15 protein-coding genes and 1 other RNA gene are annotated in these 16019 nt (G+C 44.5%); 8 read left to right on the plus strand and 8 right to left on the minus strand.

The features are described 5' to 3' along the window. Positions 1–66: 66 nt before the first annotated feature. From NXS09_RS03500 to NXS09_RS03515, 4 genes are all read right to left on the minus strand, one after another. Positions 67–1377, minus strand: a complete 1311-nt coding sequence (locus tag NXS09_RS03500; protein WP_259291167.1) for an MFS transporter — start codon at positions 1375–1377, stop codon at positions 67–69. After that, positions 1361–1570 carry a cbb3-type cytochrome oxidase assembly protein CcoS gene (ccoS, locus tag NXS09_RS03505; RefSeq protein ID WP_259291168.1) on the minus strand — a complete coding sequence of 70 codons (210 nt, stop codon included), beginning with the start codon at positions 1568–1570 and terminating at the stop codon, positions 1361–1363. The genes NXS09_RS03500 and ccoS overlap by 17 nt, the downstream gene beginning before the upstream one ends. Continuing rightward, entirely contained in the window at positions 1570–1887 is a 318-nt protein-coding gene (locus NXS09_RS03510; protein WP_259291169.1) for an HLGFF motif protein, read from the minus strand. Before NXS09_RS03510 ends, ccoS begins: the two co-directional genes overlap by 1 nt. 69 nt (positions 1888–1956) lie before the next feature. Then, positions 1957–2460, minus strand: a complete 504-nt coding sequence (locus NXS09_RS03515; protein ID WP_259291317.1) for a DUF1841 family protein — start codon at positions 2458–2460, stop codon at positions 1957–1959. Between the two features lie 119 nt (positions 2461–2579). Between NXS09_RS03515 and ssrA the strand changes: the two genes are divergently transcribed. The 6 genes from ssrA to NXS09_RS03545 all read left to right on the plus strand — a co-directional run bounded on the left by ssrA (position 2580) and on the right by NXS09_RS03545 (position 8841). Then, positions 2580–2943: a transfer-messenger RNA gene (gene ssrA, locus NXS09_RS03520) on the plus strand. Between the two features lie 450 nt (positions 2944–3393). Beyond that, positions 3394–4377 (plus strand): glutathione S-transferase family protein, encoded by a 984-nt coding sequence (locus NXS09_RS03525; protein WP_259291170.1) that lies wholly within the window; start codon positions 3394–3396, stop codon positions 4375–4377. Positions 4378–4848: 471 nt separating this feature from the next. Then, positions 4849–5892, plus strand: a complete 1044-nt coding sequence (locus NXS09_RS03530; protein ID WP_259291171.1) for a siderophore ABC transporter substrate-binding protein — start codon at positions 4849–4851, stop codon at positions 5890–5892. A gap of 24 nt (positions 5893–5916) precedes the next feature. Beyond that, the gene (locus tag NXS09_RS03535) at positions 5917–7005 is read left to right on the plus strand and encodes an ABC transporter permease (protein WP_259291172.1); all 1089 of its coding nucleotides are present in this window, start codon (positions 5917–5919) and stop codon (positions 7003–7005) included. A gap of 9 nt (positions 7006–7014) precedes the next feature. Then, a complete protein-coding gene (locus tag NXS09_RS03540; RefSeq protein ID WP_259291173.1) occupies positions 7015–8037 on the plus strand; it encodes an iron chelate uptake ABC transporter family permease subunit in 1023 nt (340 codons plus the stop codon). Between the two features lie 45 nt (positions 8038–8082). Further along, positions 8083–8841, plus strand: a complete 759-nt coding sequence (locus NXS09_RS03545) for an iron ABC transporter ATP-binding protein (protein ID WP_259291174.1) — start codon at positions 8083–8085, stop codon at positions 8839–8841. Between the two features lie 42 nt (positions 8842–8883). Here the strand turns inward: NXS09_RS03545 and aroA are convergent, their stop codons facing one another. Further along, positions 8884–10176 (minus strand): 3-phosphoshikimate 1-carboxyvinyltransferase, encoded by a 1293-nt coding sequence (gene aroA / locus NXS09_RS03550; protein WP_259291175.1) that lies wholly within the window; start codon positions 10174–10176, stop codon positions 8884–8886. A 111-nt stretch (positions 10177–10287) separates the two neighbouring features. Further along, the gene (gene ttcA / locus NXS09_RS03555) at positions 10288–11238 is read right to left on the minus strand and encodes a tRNA 2-thiocytidine(32) synthetase TtcA (RefSeq protein ID WP_259291176.1); all 951 of its coding nucleotides are present in this window, start codon (positions 11236–11238) and stop codon (positions 10288–10290) included. Between the two features lie 175 nt (positions 11239–11413). Between ttcA and NXS09_RS03560 the strand changes: the two genes are divergently transcribed. Continuing rightward, entirely contained in the window at positions 11414–11899 is a 486-nt protein-coding gene (locus NXS09_RS03560) for a prokaryotic membrane lipolipid attachment site family protein (RefSeq protein ID WP_259291177.1), read from the plus strand. Between the two features lie 106 nt (positions 11900–12005). Here the strand turns inward: NXS09_RS03560 and NXS09_RS03565 are convergent, their stop codons facing one another. Together NXS09_RS03565 and NXS09_RS03570 are read right to left on the minus strand one after the other, a co-directional pair. Continuing rightward, positions 12006–12374: a YkvA family protein gene (locus NXS09_RS03565; RefSeq protein WP_434803002.1), complete on the minus strand. Its 369-nt coding sequence runs from the start codon at positions 12372–12374 to the stop codon at positions 12006–12008. 223 nt (positions 12375–12597) lie between these two features. Beyond that, complete coding sequence (locus NXS09_RS03570) at positions 12598–13023, minus strand: DUF721 domain-containing protein (protein WP_259291178.1); 426 nt, start codon at positions 13021–13023, stop codon at positions 12598–12600. A gap of 192 nt (positions 13024–13215) precedes the next feature. Between NXS09_RS03570 and secA the strand changes: the two genes are divergently transcribed. Continuing rightward, positions 13216–15972 carry a preprotein translocase subunit SecA gene (secA, locus tag NXS09_RS03575; protein WP_259291179.1) on the plus strand — a complete coding sequence of 919 codons (2757 nt, stop codon included), beginning with the start codon at positions 13216–13218 and terminating at the stop codon, positions 15970–15972. The last annotated feature ends 47 nt before the right edge of the window (positions 15973–16019 follow it).

Consider the following 16019-nt stretch of genomic DNA (forward strand, 5'->3'; position numbering starts at 1 on the left):
GCCGGCTACATAATTGGGTATATTCAGAGACATGCCGTCTGAAAACGTTCAGACGGCCTGTTTGGTTTATTTCATGCCGATATATATTTTTAAATCTTGCAAAAAGCGCGGATCCAGTTTGAGCAGATAGGCAATCAAAACGAGGTTGCCTAGTGCCACAACCAGATAGAGCAGGGTAATACTGTCAAACAGCCATAATAAAGCAGCGCTGATAAGTGCGGCGGAAACCATAAACAAACCGTTCACAATATTATTAGCGGCAATGGCATGGGCACGAAACGCTTCATGGCTGGCCGTTTGCAGCCATGTATATAAAGGCACTGAGAAAAAGCCGCCGAAGAAGCCGATGGCAATCATGGTCAGCATAACCGGATAGGTGGTGCTTTGGGTGAGAAACCAGCCTATGCCTTGTAGTTGCTCGAAAAAGCGGCCGTGCGTCAGCCATACCAACAATAAGCCCGATGCCGTGAGGCCGAATGCGCCGACGGCAACCAAACCTAAATGCAGGCGGTGGTGGCTGATTTTGGCGCAGATAACCGAACCCGTGGCAATGCCGATAGAAAACAAAGCCAGCATCAGGTTAAAAACATTATCGTCACCGCCGAGATGGATTTGGGTAAAGGTAGGCAGTTGGGTGGTGTAAACCGAGCCGATAAACCAAAACCATGAAATGCCGATAATTGCCGCATAAAGTTCGCGCTGGGCAAAGGTTTCCTTTAATAACAATCGGGTACTGCGGACAATATTCGGGTCTAGGCGCGTGTTGGGGTTTTTGGCGGGCACGGGCGGCATAAACAGGCTGGTAGCTGTTCCCGCAGCCGCGACGGCCAATACCAAGATACCGACAATATAAGGCGGAATACCGGCAACAACCGTGCCGAGTATCTGGCCGAATAAAATCGCGATAAATGTGCCCGATTCAATTAGGCTGTTACCCATAATCAGTTCTTTATCATTGAGATAGTCGGGCAGAATGGCATATTTCAACGGGCCGAATAAGGTGGATTGCGTGCCCATGCAAAATAGGCAAAATAGCAATAAAGGCGCAGATTGGATATAAAAACCGACCGCCGCCACCGCCATCACCACGATTTCCAATACTTTGATAACGCTTGCCAGTTTGGCCTTATCGAATTTGGTACTCAATTGCCCCGACAGGGCGGAAAACAGGAAATAGGGCAGAATAAACAGCAACGCGCCTAGGTTGAGCATCTGGCTGGCAGGAATCGTATTATTTTGACCCAAACCATAAAAACTGATCATCACAAACAGCGCGGTTTTAAACAGATTGTCGTTAAACGCGCCGAGAAATTGCGTGCCGAAAAGCGGCATAAAACGGCGGCGGGTGGCAAAGTTCAGATTATCTTTCACGCTCATTTTGCGGCTTTTCCGGGTCGGTGGTTGTGTGGTTGTCGTTGGTGTTGTCGGTGGAATCATCATCCATAATAATGCGGTGCGCCGGGCCTTCCAAGTCATCAAATTGCCCGTTTTTGCCCGACCACCAGAAAAAATAAGCAATCAGAAAGGCCAAAATAATGCTGATCGGTATCAGGATAAATACGCTTTCCATTATATGATTCCCGTTAAATCGGTTAACACCAAAGTTTGGCCGTTAACCGTTAAATATTCGTTACGCAAGCGGCCGATAACGGCATTGTCGTCTGATAAGGCCACATAATCTTTTTCAATCTGCCAGTATAAAGGCGTATCATTATCTTGAAGCGGTGCCAATGCGTTAACCGCAGCTTTGTCTTGCGGCGTTGTTTCACTTTGCAGTTTTATTGCAAACCGCCCGCTCTGCGGTTGCGCTTCGGATTCATCATCAGGCAACATAATCAAAAAGCCCAAATGTTCGCCTTGTTGTGTATGGATACTGAAATAATGCATGGTTTCAGACGGCCTTTAAAATAGATAAGTAAGCGGAATGAATATTCAATCGGTTTTGATAGCGGAATATTATTCCCGCCCGCTGATTTTATCGGAAACTTCCACTTCGTGCGGATTAATACGGGCATTGTCTTCTTGCCCTAAGCCGACCAATTTGCGCAAACGGGTCATATAGGCATTCACATCCAAGCCGCGCCCGAAACGTTGCGCTTCCCAAACCGTTTCCGCCAACGCATCGGCCATATCATGCTCGGCTTTCACCCAATCACCGTTGTATTTTCCGCACAAGTTTTCATGAACGGCACGGATACCGGGCGGTTGGTCGATAGCCACTTGTTCCTGTATGGAAAGGTGTAGCGACATATGCAGAAACGGATTGCTTTCCCCTTCTTCGGGCGTCCAGTTTTTATCCAGATAGTTTTCGATGTGTTCCAAATAATAATGGTATTCGGGGTGTGCTTCGATAATGCGCAAAGCTTTTTGCTGCAAAGCGTCCAGTTGCAACGGCAGCATACGTTGTTGCCATACGCCGGCAAAAAAGCGGCGCACGTCGTGGGTATTGACGTCATACATAGTTTTCAAATCCCGATATGGTTTCAGACGGCCATTATAACCGATAAGGCCGTCTGAAAACGGTTTATGCAGATATGGCAATTTATACATAACCTGCGTATAATCGAATATTCCTATCTGGGGGCGATCTTGGTTTCGACGGGGGTTGCGAAGCAGATGCGGGCATACCGGGGTCTCAGATTCCCGTAAAACACTGAAACAAAATAGTCGCAAACGACGAAACTTACGCTTTAGCCGCTTAAGGCTAGCCGTTGCAGCAGTTGGCCGATGGGCTGCGTAGGGTCAAACCTACCGCAACGTCATTTTACATTGGCTGGTTTTCTGTCGGGTTACTTGGCAGGAAATAAGATTTAAGGTAACTGGTTTCCAAACAGCCCGTCTGCCGGCGGAATGGGAACAAGATTTTAAGTAGGCAAGACTAAGTATGTAGAACGCTTTGTAGAGGGCTTTCGGACGGGGGTTCAATTCCCCCCGCCTCCACCAGTATCAAAAATAATGCAATCATTCGGTTGCATTATTTTTTTTATCTGTCGGATATATATTTAATGTCAGTTGATTGACTTTAAACGTATGATTGTTTGTTTAATGAAATACTAATGGTAAAGTAGAACACTCATGACTGTTTTAGGCAATGAGACCAAATTGATTTTGACTAATTGTTTTAAAATAGAAATCTGACATTTTGTTGTGCAATTGTTAAAATGCCGTTCTCATTCTTTTAAATACAGCTTGAAATGCGCTGTTAAAAATACTGTTAAATAGATATTAAATGGCTCTTTGGTTCAAGATGAACATTTCCATTTTATAGATGCGGTGCTGAAACTTGGCAAAATGTTTACGGAGATTGACGTAGAAATCGCGGAAACCATCTGAACTGTTGATATAGATGGTGCGAAAGATAGAATAACTTAATGTAATGTAAGGAAATTAAATATGGGATTATTAGTTGATGGTAAATGGCATACCGATTGGTATGATACTGAATCTACCGGCGGAAAATTTGTCCGCAGTACGGCGGCTTTCCGTAATTGGGTTACTGCCGACGGTTCTGCCGGCCCCAGTGGTAAAGGCGGTTTTAAAGCCGAGCCGGATCGCTATCATTTATATGTTTCTCTGGCATGCCCGTGGGCACACCGTACCCTGATATTCAGACATCTCAAAGGTTTGGAAGAGATGATTCCGATTTCTGTTGTGAATGCTTTTATGCTTGACGATGGCTGGACTTTTGAAGAGGGTGACGGGGTGATTCCTGATATGGTGAACCATAAAAACAAACTTCATGAGATTTACACTCAGGCCATGCCGGATTATTCAGGCCGTGTAACGGTGCCGGTATTGTGGGATAAAAAAACCAATACCATCGTTAGCAACGAATCATCAGAAATTATCCGTATGTTTAATAGCGCGTTTGACGGTATCGGTGCGAAACCGGGAGATTATTATCCGGTTGAATTGCGTGAAGAGATTGATTCCTTAAACGAATGGATTTATGACGGTGTAAATAACGGCGTCTATAAATCAGGGTTTGCGACCACACAATCTGCTTATAACGAAGCGGTTGCTGTTGTGTTTGAATCATTAGACAGATTGGAAGGTATTTTAAGCAAACAACGTTATTTAACCGGCGACCGTTTAACCGAAGCCGATTGGCGGTTGTTTACTACGTTAATCCGTTTCGATGCCGTGTATTATGGGCATTTTAAATGCAATATAAGGCAGATAAAGGATTATCCGGCATTGTCGAATTATGTTCGCGATTTATATCAATATCAGGATGTTGCCAAAACCGTGAATATTCCTTATACCAAAGCGCATTATTACGGCTCGCATCTTCTTATCAATCCGACGGGGATTATTCCGGTAGGCCCGGTGCAAGACTTTAGCCAACCACATGACCGCGACCGTTTTTCTAAATAAATTTGTTTAGTTTAGTAGCCCATATCAATTTTCATGGTAAGTAATTATTACCTGCTATGGAAATTAATATGGGTTTTGTTTTTTTATCAGGTATATTGAATTCTTCTGTTGCGAATTATATTGGCAATTTGCTTTATCCACTCCAGCAGTCTCTCTATAGAGGGCTGTTTCAACATTTAAAAATCTTTATTATCTTCAAATCAACTATGTAAAAAATAATTTACATAATCACAAATATTAATATCTATTCTCATTTCTATTAAATTTCTAATCAAAGACATAAGTCGGAACTTTCTACCTTTTATATGGATTTATTTTAATGTAATTAATTAGGCACTATCTAATATCTAATTTTTAATTGCGAATGAGAATGAATAGTGATAAAAATATGAACTTGGTTTTTGCGTATGGTAAAAAACTAAAATCTTTTATTTAACTCCGGAAATATGAAACTATAAAAAAGGTTCTATTATGATGAGCAATAAAAACACATCAAAAACAACCAATCATTTTGTAGGCACACTCAAAAGCTCGTTAGTGGTATTGGGCATGCTTACTTTATTTGGTTGCTCTCAAGCATCTGAGTCTGATAATGCTGCCAATGGTAGTCAGGTAGAGCAAACTGCCGATGCAAGCCAGAATGCCCAAGGCGAAGTAACGATTCATACCGCACGGGGTGATGTATCGGTCGCTGCCAATCCGCATCCTGTCGCTGTATACGATATGACGATTTTGCAAAATTTATCTGCGCTGAATATCCCTGTCGAGGGTATGCCGGGTAAATTGCTTCTTGAAAACCTGAAAGCACCGAATACACCTGAGAGTAAAGATATTGGTACGGTTTTTGAGCCTAATTTGGAAGTGCTCAACGAAATGCAACCGAAAGCGATATTTGTCGGCTCCCGTATGGCTAAAAAATATGATGAATTGAGTAAAGTAGCGCCGACATTCGATTTAACGTTGGATACCAGCGATATGTATCAGGCAACCAAACAGCAGTTGGCTGATTTGGGCAAGCTGTTTAATAAAGAAAGCGAAGCGAAACAGTTGCAACAAAATATTGATGATGAAATTGCCAAAGCCAAAGCGGTTACCGAAGGAAAGGGTAATGCGCTGATTATTTTGGTAAACGGTAATAAAATTGCGGCATTAAGCGATAAGTCACGGTTTGGTTTCGTGAATAAAATATTTAATATTCCTGCGGCGGATCCTAATATTGAGGATGCAAGGCATGGCGAGCCGGTATCGTTTGAATATGTACAAAAAATTGATCCGGATTGGTTGTTTGTATTAGATAGAACCAGTGCGGTCGGCCAAGAGGGTGACGGTGCGGAAGTGGTGTTGGATAATCCGCTGATTCATCAAACCAAAGCATGGAAAAACGGCCATATTTTATATTTAAGCCCGGATTCTTATTTGGCATTTGGCGGTTATTATCAATGGATGCAGGATACGAAGATGATAGCCGAGAATTTTGCTAAAGCAAGTAAGATTGATTCGAATAGTGCACAATAATGATAACAAGATAAATCGCTTTCTATGACGGATAGTAAAACATATACGTTCAAAACTTTTTTATCTTCGTTATTTGTACTATCGCCGTGGGTGCTCAACAGTATTAGCTTTATTATTCTTATCGCGTTAATATTGTTGAGCTTATCTGTCGGCGTGGCAGATTTTTCGTGGCAGGGGTTTTGGCGTGAGTTATTTGGATTGGCAACCCATGCCGGTCAGTTGCTTCATCAACATGAAGCGGGTGCCCAAGTTGCAGATATTGCTTTAACGGATACGCAGCTTTTATGGATTAGCCGCTTGCCACGAACGATTGCCATTATACTTACCGGGGCGGCGCTGTCTGTTGCGGGCATTATTTTGCAAGTGGTGCTGAAGAATCGTTTTGTCGAGCCATCGATGATCGGGGCAACCCAAAGTTCGGCGCTGGGATTGCTGTTAATCAGTTTGTATTTTCCCAGTAGCTCGTTGATGGCCAAAATGGTTGTTGCGGTGATTTGTGCGATTATCGGCATGATATGCTTTATGCGCTTAATCAGACCGCTGCCGCCTAGCGATTATTTGTTGCTGCCATTGGTAGGTATTGTTTTTAGCGGCATTATTGAATCGATATCTACTTTTATTGCCTATCAAACAGAATCGTTACAAATGCTTTCCGTATGGCATTTAGGCGATTTTTCAACCATTTTATTAGGCCGCTACGAGCTTCTGTATATCACGGCGGTGCTGACGGTTATTGCTTATTTTCTTGCGGATCAGTTAACCATTGTCGGATTGGGTGATGCCATTACCGTTAATTTAGGTATCAATCGTAATCTGATGGTCGGGTTTGTGATTGCGATGGTAGCAATGATTAGTTCGGTGGTGGTGGTAACCGTCGGTGCTATTCCTTTTGTCGGGCTGATTATTCCTAATATTATCAGCCAGATGATGGGGGATAGGTTGCGCCGTGCTTTGCCGGCAGTGGCTTTAATGGGAGCAGGTTTTGTACTGCTGTGCGACCTAATCGGGCGTGTGATTAACTATCCTTTTGAAGTGCCTGTTGCCACGGTATTCGGGGTTGCGGGTGCGGCTATCTTCCTATGGTTGTTGTTACGCAAGCCTAATCAAAGTTAAAGAAAACCAATGAATTTGCCATCTTTATTTAAGCCAAACTCTTCTAATAATGATGTTTTAAATGGCTCTCAGGTTTGGACCAAGCCGGTTTGTATTACTTTGCTGTTGCTTGTTATCAGCATGGTAGTATTTATCGTATTCAAATCTCATGGGAATTGGGCTTTTGTGCTGGAACTTCGGGGTAAGAAATTATTGGCGTTGATGGTGGTCGGCTATGCGCTTGGCGTTTCTACTTTATTGTTTCAAACGCTTACTCAGAATCCTATTTTAACGCCGTCGTTATTGGGCTTTGATGCGCTGTATATTTTGATTCAAAGTATCATTGTCTTTTTTTTAGGCACGATCAATATATTTAATACGCAACCGGTTTTGAAGTTTGCCATAGAAGTGGCCATTATGATGGGGGCGTCATTGCTGCTGTTTCGTTTACTCTTTACCCGTAATCATCATGATTTAGCAAGGCTTATTTTGGTCGGTATTATATTCGGGGTGCTTTTCCGTAGTTTGTCTTCATTGGTTGCCAGATTAATTAGTCCGGAAGACTATGTGGTGGTACAGGCATCCAGTTTCGCCCAGTTTAATACCATTAATTTAGATTTGTTGGTGGTTAGCCTGGTTGTCTGCCTATTCAGTGCCATAGTGCTTTGGCGGTGGCGCTATCAAATGGATATTTTGATGCTGGGTAGGGAAGCGGCGATCAACTTGGGCATTAATTATCAACAATTCAGCCTGAAATTATTGGTGCTTATTGCCATATTGGTTGCTACGGCAACAGCATTTGTCGGCCCGGTTGTTTTTTTAGGTTTGCTGGTTTGCGCGATTACAAACCGTATTTGCCGGCGTATGTATCATAGTGAAAGGTTGGTGTTGGTTAGCCTGGTGGCTATGTTGTGCTTGGTATTGGGGCAAACGGTTTTTGAGCAGATATTGGGCTTGACGGGTGTATTGTCGGCAGTAATCGAGGTATGCGGCGGCCTGCTGTTTTTGGTTTTAATCTTTACCCAATATCGAAGAAATATCAAAATGGCATGAGTCGGGTAGGCTTGCCGGTTTCTTAATGAAAATGAATATAACACTATGATAATTGTTTCTAATGTTTCTCATCATATTGGTCGGTATGCCATCTTAAAGGATATTAATTTATCTTTAGACCGTGGGCAGGTGGTGGCTTTAATCGGCCCTAATGGCGCCGGCAAATCGACACTGTTTAGTTTGATGTCCCGCCTAACACCTCTGCAAAGCGGCTCGATTGGTTTTGACGGGCTGGATATTACCACGACACCCAGCCAGACGTTGGCGAAAACAGTGGCATTATTGGCGCAGGAAAACTATCTGCAAGGGCGCCTGCGTGTTGAAGAGTTGCTGATGTTCGGCCGTTATCCCTATCATCAGGGGCGGCCGTCTGAAAAAGATAAGCAAATAGTCGAATCGGTGGTTGCCCGTTTTGAATTGGAAAGTCTAACCAAACGCTATTTATCAACTTTATCGGGCGGACAACGCCAACGTGCGTTGGTTGCCATGATTGTTTGTCAGGATACGCCTTATTTGTTGTTGGACGAACCGTTAAATAATTTGGATATGTATCATGCCGGCCAACTCATGCGGCTACTGTGTTCATTGGCGCAAGAAGAAAACAAAACGGTTGTGATTGTGCTGCATGATATCAACCATGCCGCACAATTTGCGGATACGGTTGTGATGATGAAAGCCGGTCAAGTAATACAAACGGGGCATCCTGCCGAAGTGATTAATCGAGAAAGTATATCGGCATTATATGGTATTGATGTGACGGTGCTGGATTACAATGGCAGACCGGTGATTGTCGATACCAGATAATTAATACATCATTAGGGCTTTAGTATTGGCTAAAGCCCTTTTTTATTTTTGTAGGGATGCGAAAACATCAAAATAAGTGGGAAATGTTTTATAGGTACATTTAGGGTCGTTAATAATCACCGGTACGCCCAATAGCGATACCAATGAAAAACACATGGCCATACGGTGGTCGTCGTAAGTATCGATTTCGGCATCAGGGGTTAGCGATGCCGGTGGGGTGATATGGATGGCTTCAGGCTCTTCAATCACGGTGGCGCCGACTTTACGCAGCTCGTTTGCCATAGCGGCAATGCGGTCGGTTTCTTTGACGCGCCAGCTACCGATATTGCGCAATGTACAAGTGCCGCCGCTTGCCAAGGCAACAATGGCTAAGGTCATGGCGGCATCGGGAATATGATTGGCATCTAAATCAAACGGTAAAACCGCCTGGTTTGCGGCACGGGAAACTTCGATAAAGTTTTCCCCCCATACAACGGTCGCGCCGATTTTTTCCAATTCACGAGCAAAAGCCACATCGCCTTGAATACTGTCGGCACCGATACCGGTAACGCGTATGGGTTCGCCGGATAGCAAACCCGCTGCTAAGAAATAAGAGGCGCTTGAAGCATCGCCTTCCACATACAGCCGCTCCGGTGCATGGTATTGTGATCCGGCCGGAATTTTAAAAACACGGTAATCTTCATTGGCAACCGTTACGCCGAATTGCGCCATCAGTTTCAGCGTAATGTCGATATAGGGTTTGGAAATCAACTCACCAATCACACGGATTTCAAACGCTTGTTTGGTGAGGGGCAGAGCCATCAACAGGGCAGTGAGGAATTGGCTGGAAACATTGCCCTTAATCGGAATCACCCGTTCGCCGTTGTCCGTACGTTCGCTAATGTGTAGCGGCGGATAATGTTCATTGCCGAGATATTGGATATCGGCACCGGCTATCCGCAAAGCATCTACTAAATCACCGATAGGGCGCTCGTGCATACGCGGTACGCCGTGAAGATGATAATTGCCGCCTAAAATAGCCAGTGCGGCGGTGAGTGGTCGAAACGCGGTGCCGGCATTACCGAGAAAGAGATCTGCTTCGCGATTGGGAAATTGTCCGCCGCTACCATGTACTTTCAGACGGCCGTCTGAAAAAAACTCAAGTTGAATCCCCAGTTTTTCCAATGCTTCAAGCATTCGTTCGGTATCGTCTGATTGCAGCAAAGAATGGATTTCACACACATTGTCGGATAAAGCCGCTAACAAAAGGGTGCGGTTACTAATACTTTTGGAGCCGGGTAAGGCGATGGTGGAGGGCTTGAGTGTAACGGCGGGTAGGCAGATGGATTCGGTCATGGGTATCTTTTTAATCAATAAAATATCAATATGGTATCGATATTGCTGAATATAATGTTTCAGACGGCCTTAGCCTATATAGGCTGAGGTGTATCTTTATAGTAGGCCGTGTTATACGACTTTGGGTTTGCTGGCCAGAATATTAATCACTTTTTTAGCAGTAGGTGTGGGTAGTGTGATTTCACTGTCGTTTTCAGATGGGCCGTCTGAAAAACGTGCGGGCACGGTTTCCGAATCAAATGCGGTATCGCCGCCGTGTTTTAAGGTTTGGCCGCGTACTAAGCCGGTAAAGTCAAACAGTTCGGTATCGGCAAGATGTGAGGGAACAACGTTTTGCAATGCTGAAAACATCGATTCGATACGGCCGGGAAAGCGTTTGTCCCAATCTTGCAGCATTTCTTTAATTACTTGGCGTTGCAGGTTGGGTTGTGAGCCGCAAAGGTTACAAGGAATAATCGGAAACTGTTTCAATACGGCATAGCGTTCCAAGTCTTTTTCTTTTACATAAGCCAAAGGCCGAATCACAATATGTTCGCCATTATCGGAAACCAGTTTTGGGGGCATGGCTTTGAGTTTGCCGCCATAAAACATATTGAGAAACATGGTTTGCAGAATATCGTCACGATGATGGCCGAGTGCGATTTTGGTGCAGCCTAATTCTTTCGCCACACGGTATAGCACGCCGCGGCGCAGGCGGCTGCATAGCGAGCAGGTGGTTTTGCCTTCTTCTATCACGCGTTTAACAATAGAATAAGTGTCTTCTTCTACAATACGGTAAGGTACGCCGATGCTGTCGAGGTATTCGGGCAGGATATGTTCGGGGAAGCCGGGCTGCTTCTGATCGAGGTTAACGGCGACTAATTCGAAATCAACCGGTGCGCTGGCCTGCAATTGGCGCAAGATATCGAGTAGGGCGTAGCTGTCTTTGCCACCTGAAAGACAAACCATAATTTTATCGCCGTTTTCAATCATATTGAAATCGTTGATGGCATCGCCGACTGCATGGCGCAATCGTTTATTTAACTTATTGTTTTCTAATTGTTGTTTGCTTTTTTTAGACATGGCGTGAGTAATAGAAAAAGTGGCGGAAAAGAGAAAAGATTGTACCTGAAAATCGGCCTATTCGGTAATGTTTGCCGGTAAGTGTCGTATAGAAGGGTTATTTATTTAAAAAATATGCAAAATTATGATGCAATTCATTATTGGATTATCTGTTAAATCTGATTATAATGGCAACATGAAAAAGCATATTCCCCTCTTATTATTATCGGTTGCATTGGCAGGTTGTGAAACGATTTATCTTCCTTCTTTGAAAGAAGTACCGCTGAAGCCTACTAATGTTAAGACAGAACCTGCGAAAGCGCCTTACAAACTGGCGGCCAGCCATTGGACGGATGTGTCTAAAATCCGTGAGGAAGCTACGCGGCTGAGTTATCAGGTTAGCGGCGGACAGATTACTAAAGTTCAAGCCGCACAATACCTTAACCGGTTCCGTATCCGGCAGGTCGGCCGCAATCAGGTAGACGACAGTATGTATGAAGTTTATCTGCGCTCTGCGGTGGATAGCCAACGCGGCGCGATTACAACCGAACAGTCTAAACTTTATATCCAAAATGCTTTACGCGGTTGGCAGCAACGTTGGCCGAATATGAGCAATAAACCGTCTAACCCTGCGTTTACCAACTTCCTGATGGAAGTCATGGGCATGGATCCTTTAAAATAATAGATGATATTTAAAGATTAAGTTTGAGATAACCAAAGGCCGTCTGAATCTATTTTCAGACGGCCTTTATTTTATATAGATGGTTTTTTTATCAAACCATAATGGATTAGCCGAAGATTTTATCCACGGCAGCCTGCGCTCTTTCGCGTATTTCATCGGTTAAATGGCTTTTCATTTGCGCATAAACCAAAGTAATCACGGCGATATCATCACTAAACCCCAATGGGCCGAGTAGGTCCGGAATGCTGTCGATAGGGCTGAAAAAATAAATCAATGCACCCAAAATAATCATTTTGGAACGTTTGGGTGTGGCTGGGTCTTTAAATAAAAAATACAGTGCATAAAGTTGTTTTACAATCGGTTTGCCCAGTTTGCCGGAAAAACGTATGACTTTTTTCAAGAAGCCCGACTCGTCCAAATTTCTTTGGCGAAATTTAGGGATAAATTCTTCAGGTGAAGTTTTATTCTTCATCATCTTCAGTTAATCCTTTCTGTTGGTAAGGTGTGTGGTTTTCTCTTGTCGTCAATAGAAAGTTATTTGGAATTTAAGGGCAACGAATAATGACTGGTGCTTTTTTAAGCACCATAACTTTATATAAAATAATGATGCTTTTTAAAAATACAAGTTTCAAAGAGGCGGAAAGGTGTGCAAAAAAATGTTATGGCATCAAGCTTTGTATTGAGAAGCAGATAATTATTCAGTTGTTGTTGCCGTGTTTTTCCGCCAATTCCCGCAAGGCTTCGGCCAGCTTTGGGTGGTGTTGTAGCTGTTTTGCCGAATGGCGAAAGCTCTGTATGGCCGCTTCACTCAGTTTTAAATGATTTTCACGGGGCGGTAACGGGCGGGCGGGAATGGTTTTAATGCGTACATTCGCAATATCCGGATGCAGGTTTTGTAGTTTCGGCAGCAAACCGGGAGTAATCATACGCAAACGGGAAGCGGCCATATTGTTGTTTGCCAATAAAACCAACGTTCCTTCTTCTATACAGGCCGTCTGAAAGTGTGCGCGCAGATTGGCCGGCAAAACCTGTTTGATTTGCCGGTCTAGTTTTTGCCATTGTTGCGACTGTTGCAATAATGTCAGTAGCCCTCCGTTGCGCCGGGCTAATTTTTCCAAATTCATATTATTATTAATACTAGTGTTGTTTTCATAAGTAAAGAAAGGCCTAATCAGTTGAAATCCGATAAAACTGCCGCTATTTCAAACGGCATTGTAACCCTGATAAGCGGCTTGTGTTAAAATTCACATTATTTTATACCGAATCTATCGAATCAATTACGGAGTGTGCGGAAACACTTCGTCACAGGAAATTTCATGCTTACCAATTTAGCTAAAAAAGTTTTTGGCAGCCGTAACGACCGCCTGCTGAAGCAATATCGGAAAACCGTATCGAAAATTAATGATCTGGAACCAACAATAAAAGCTTTGAGTGATGACGAGCTGAAAGCTAAAACACCCGAATTCAGGCAGCGTATTGCCGACGGCGCAAGCTTGGACAGTATCCTTCCCGAAGCGTTTGCCGTCTGCCGTGAAGCCAGCCGTCGGGTATTGGGTATGCGCCATTTTGATGTGCAGCTTATCGGCGGTATGGTGCTGCACAACGGTAAAATTGCCGAAATGCGTACCGGCGAGGGTAAAACACTGGTTGCCACGCTTCCCGTTTATTTGAATGCATTAACAGGGCGGGGCGTGCACGTTGTGACCGTGAACGATTATTTGGCTTCGCGCGATGCGGGCATTATGGAGCCGCTGTATAACTTTCTTGGGTTGACGGTGGGTGTGATTGTTAGCGATATGCAGCCTTTTTTCCGGCAAACGGCCTACAATGCCGATATTACATACGGCACCAATAACGAATTCGGTTTTGATTATCTGCGCGACAATATGGTGACCGACCAATACGATAAAGTACAGCGTGATTTATCGTTTGCGGTAGTGGACGAGGTGGATTCGATTCTGATCGACGAAGCGCGTACGCCGTTGATTATTTCCGGACAGGCGGATGATAATGTTCAGCTTTATCAAGTTATGGATCAGGTTCCTGCGAAATTACACCGCCAAGAAACCGAAGAGGGCGAAGGTGATTACTGGGTGGATGAAAAAGCCCATCAGGTTATTTTAAGTGAAGCCGGCCATGAGCATGCCGAGCAAATTTTAGCCGATATGGGCTTGCTGCAAGAAGGTGATTCGCTTTATTCCGCTGCCAACATTATGCTGATGCATCATTTAATGGCGGCTTTGCGTGCCCACTCCTTATTTCATAAAGATCAGCATTATGTGATTCAAGACGGTGAAATCGTCATTGTCGATGAGTTTACAGGCCGTCTGATGGCCGGTCGTCGTTGGTCGGAAGGTTTGCACCAAGCGGTTGAAGCGAAAGAAGGCGTGGAAATCAAACGCGAAAACCAAACTTTGGCTTCGATTACGTTTCAAAACTATTTCCGTTTATACGATAAATTATCGGGTATGACCGGTACGGCCGATACCGAAGCATTTGAGTTTCAAAGTATTTATGGCCTTGAAACCGTGATTATCCCGACCAACCGCCCGATGCAGCGGAAAGACTACAACGATCAGATTTTCCGTACCGCCGAAGAAAAATACGAGGCGGTAGTAAACGATATCCAAGCTTGTTTCGATAGGGGCCAGCCGGTATTGGTGGGTACAACCAGCATTGAAAATTCCGAATTGGTATCCAGAATGCTGACCGAAGCCGGTTTGCCGCACAATGTTTTGAATGCGAAAGAGCATGAGCGCGAAGCCCTGATTGTGGCGCAAGCCGGTAAAACCAGCATGATTACCGTAGCCACCAATATGGCCGGACGGGGTACGGATATTGTATTGGGCGGCAATGTGAAGCATTTAAGCGATGCCATTATGGCCGATGAAACCTTAAGCGACGAAGAAAAACAAGCGCGTATTTCTGCGTTGGAAAACAACTGGGAAACCGAACACCAGCGCGTGTTAAAAGCAGGCGGTTTACATATTATCGGTACCGAGCGCCATGAAAGCCGCCGCATTGATAATCAGTTGCGTGGCCGTGCCGGCCGTCAGGGCGATCCGGGTTCGAGCCGTTTTTATCTTTCATTTGAAGATCCGCTGCTGCGCCTGTTTGCCTTAGACCGTGCCGCCGCCATTCTGAACCGCTTGGCACCGGAGCGTGGTGTGGCGATTGAACACAGCCTGTTAACCCGTCAGATTGAGGGGGCGCAGCGTAAAGTGGAAGGCCGCAACTTCGATATGCGTAAACAGGTTTTGGAATACGATGATGTGGCCAATGAACAGCGTAAAGTTATCTATCATTACCGCAATGAAATTCTAACCAATAACGATGTGAGCGAATTGGCCCAAGATATCCGCGATGAAGTTGTTGCCGATCTGGTGAATGTGTATATGCCGCCCGATACTATGGAAGAAGAGTGGGATATTCCTTCCCTTGAGGCACAACTGGCCGGGGAATTTAGAATTCAGGCCGATATTCAGGGCTGGTTGAAACAAGACAATACTTTGGATAACCAAGATGTTAAAGAGCGCTTGGTTCAGCAGGTAGAAAAAGAATATGCCGCTAAAACCGAATTGGTCGGCAAGCAGAGCATGAGCGGTTTTGAGCGCAATGTATTGTTGCAGGTGATTGACAGCAATTGGCGTGAACATCTTGCTGCTATGGATTATCTGCGTCAGGGTATTCATTTGCGTAGTTATGCTCAGAAAAACCCGAAACAGGAATACAAACGCGAAGCGTTTATTATGTTTGAAAACCTGTGGGCCGGCATCAAACAAAGTGCCGCTTCTTTGATGACCAGTGTTGAGATTCAGCAATCTGAAAATATTGTTTCCGAAAGTGAACCACAAGAACCGTCGGTAATGCAGACGATTCATTCCGGTGCGCCGACTATGGAAGATGTGTTGGGCGAATCGCGTCAAGAGTTGGCAACCGAGGCGTTTGATCCTACCGGCAATGATTTCAGCCCGGAGGCCTTGGCGGAACAGGGATTAACCGTACATAGGAATGATCCTTGTCCTTGCGGTAGCGGTTTGAAATACAAACATTGCCACGGTAAATTAAGTTAACGTAATGGCCGAATAAAAAAGCCTGCTTTTTGTGAAAGCAGGCTTTT

The sequence above is a fragment of the Neisseria montereyensis genome, assembly GCF_024834045.1.
GTDB lineage: Bacteria > Pseudomonadota > Gammaproteobacteria > Burkholderiales > Neisseriaceae > Neisseria > Neisseria montereyensis.

Bases quoted from the DNA above. Each gene is read 5' to 3' on its own strand.
- NXS09_RS03500 (WP_259291167.1), bottom strand. From the start codon at position 1,377: ATGAGCGTGAAAGATAATCTGAACTTTGCCACCCGCCGCCGTTTTATG.
- ccoS (WP_259291168.1), bottom strand. From the start codon at position 1,570: ATGGAAAGCGTATTTATCCTGATACCGATCAGCATTATTTTGGCCTTT.
- NXS09_RS03510 (WP_259291169.1), bottom strand. From the start codon at position 1,887: ATGCATTATTTCAGTATCCATACACAACAAGGCGAACATTTGGGCTTT.
- NXS09_RS03515 (WP_259291317.1), bottom strand. From the start codon at position 2,460: ATGTATGACGTCAATACCCACGACGTGCGCCGCTTTTTTGCCGGCGTA.
- NXS09_RS03525 (WP_259291170.1), top strand. From the start codon at position 3,394: ATGGGATTATTAGTTGATGGTAAATGGCATACCGATTGGTATGATACT.
- NXS09_RS03530 (WP_259291171.1), top strand. From the start codon at position 4,849: ATGATGAGCAATAAAAACACATCAAAAACAACCAATCATTTTGTAGGC.
- NXS09_RS03535 (WP_259291172.1), top strand. From the start codon at position 5,917: ATGACGGATAGTAAAACATATACGTTCAAAACTTTTTTATCTTCGTTA.
- NXS09_RS03540 (WP_259291173.1), top strand. From the start codon at position 7,015: ATGAATTTGCCATCTTTATTTAAGCCAAACTCTTCTAATAATGATGTT.
- NXS09_RS03545 (WP_259291174.1), top strand. From the start codon at position 8,083: ATGATAATTGTTTCTAATGTTTCTCATCATATTGGTCGGTATGCCATC.
- aroA (WP_259291175.1), bottom strand. From the start codon at position 10,176: ATGACCGAATCCATCTGCCTACCCGCCGTTACACTCAAGCCCTCCACC.
- ttcA (WP_259291176.1), bottom strand. From the start codon at position 11,238: ATGTCTAAAAAAAGCAAACAACAATTAGAAAACAATAAGTTAAATAAA.
- NXS09_RS03560 (WP_259291177.1), top strand. From the start codon at position 11,414: ATGAAAAAGCATATTCCCCTCTTATTATTATCGGTTGCATTGGCAGGT.
- NXS09_RS03565 (WP_434803002.1), bottom strand. From the start codon at position 12,374: ATGATGAAGAATAAAACTTCACCTGAAGAATTTATCCCTAAATTTCGC.
- NXS09_RS03570 (WP_259291178.1), bottom strand. From the start codon at position 13,023: ATGAATTTGGAAAAATTAGCCCGGCGCAACGGAGGGCTACTGACATTA.
- secA (WP_259291179.1), top strand. From the start codon at position 13,216: ATGCTTACCAATTTAGCTAAAAAAGTTTTTGGCAGCCGTAACGACCGC.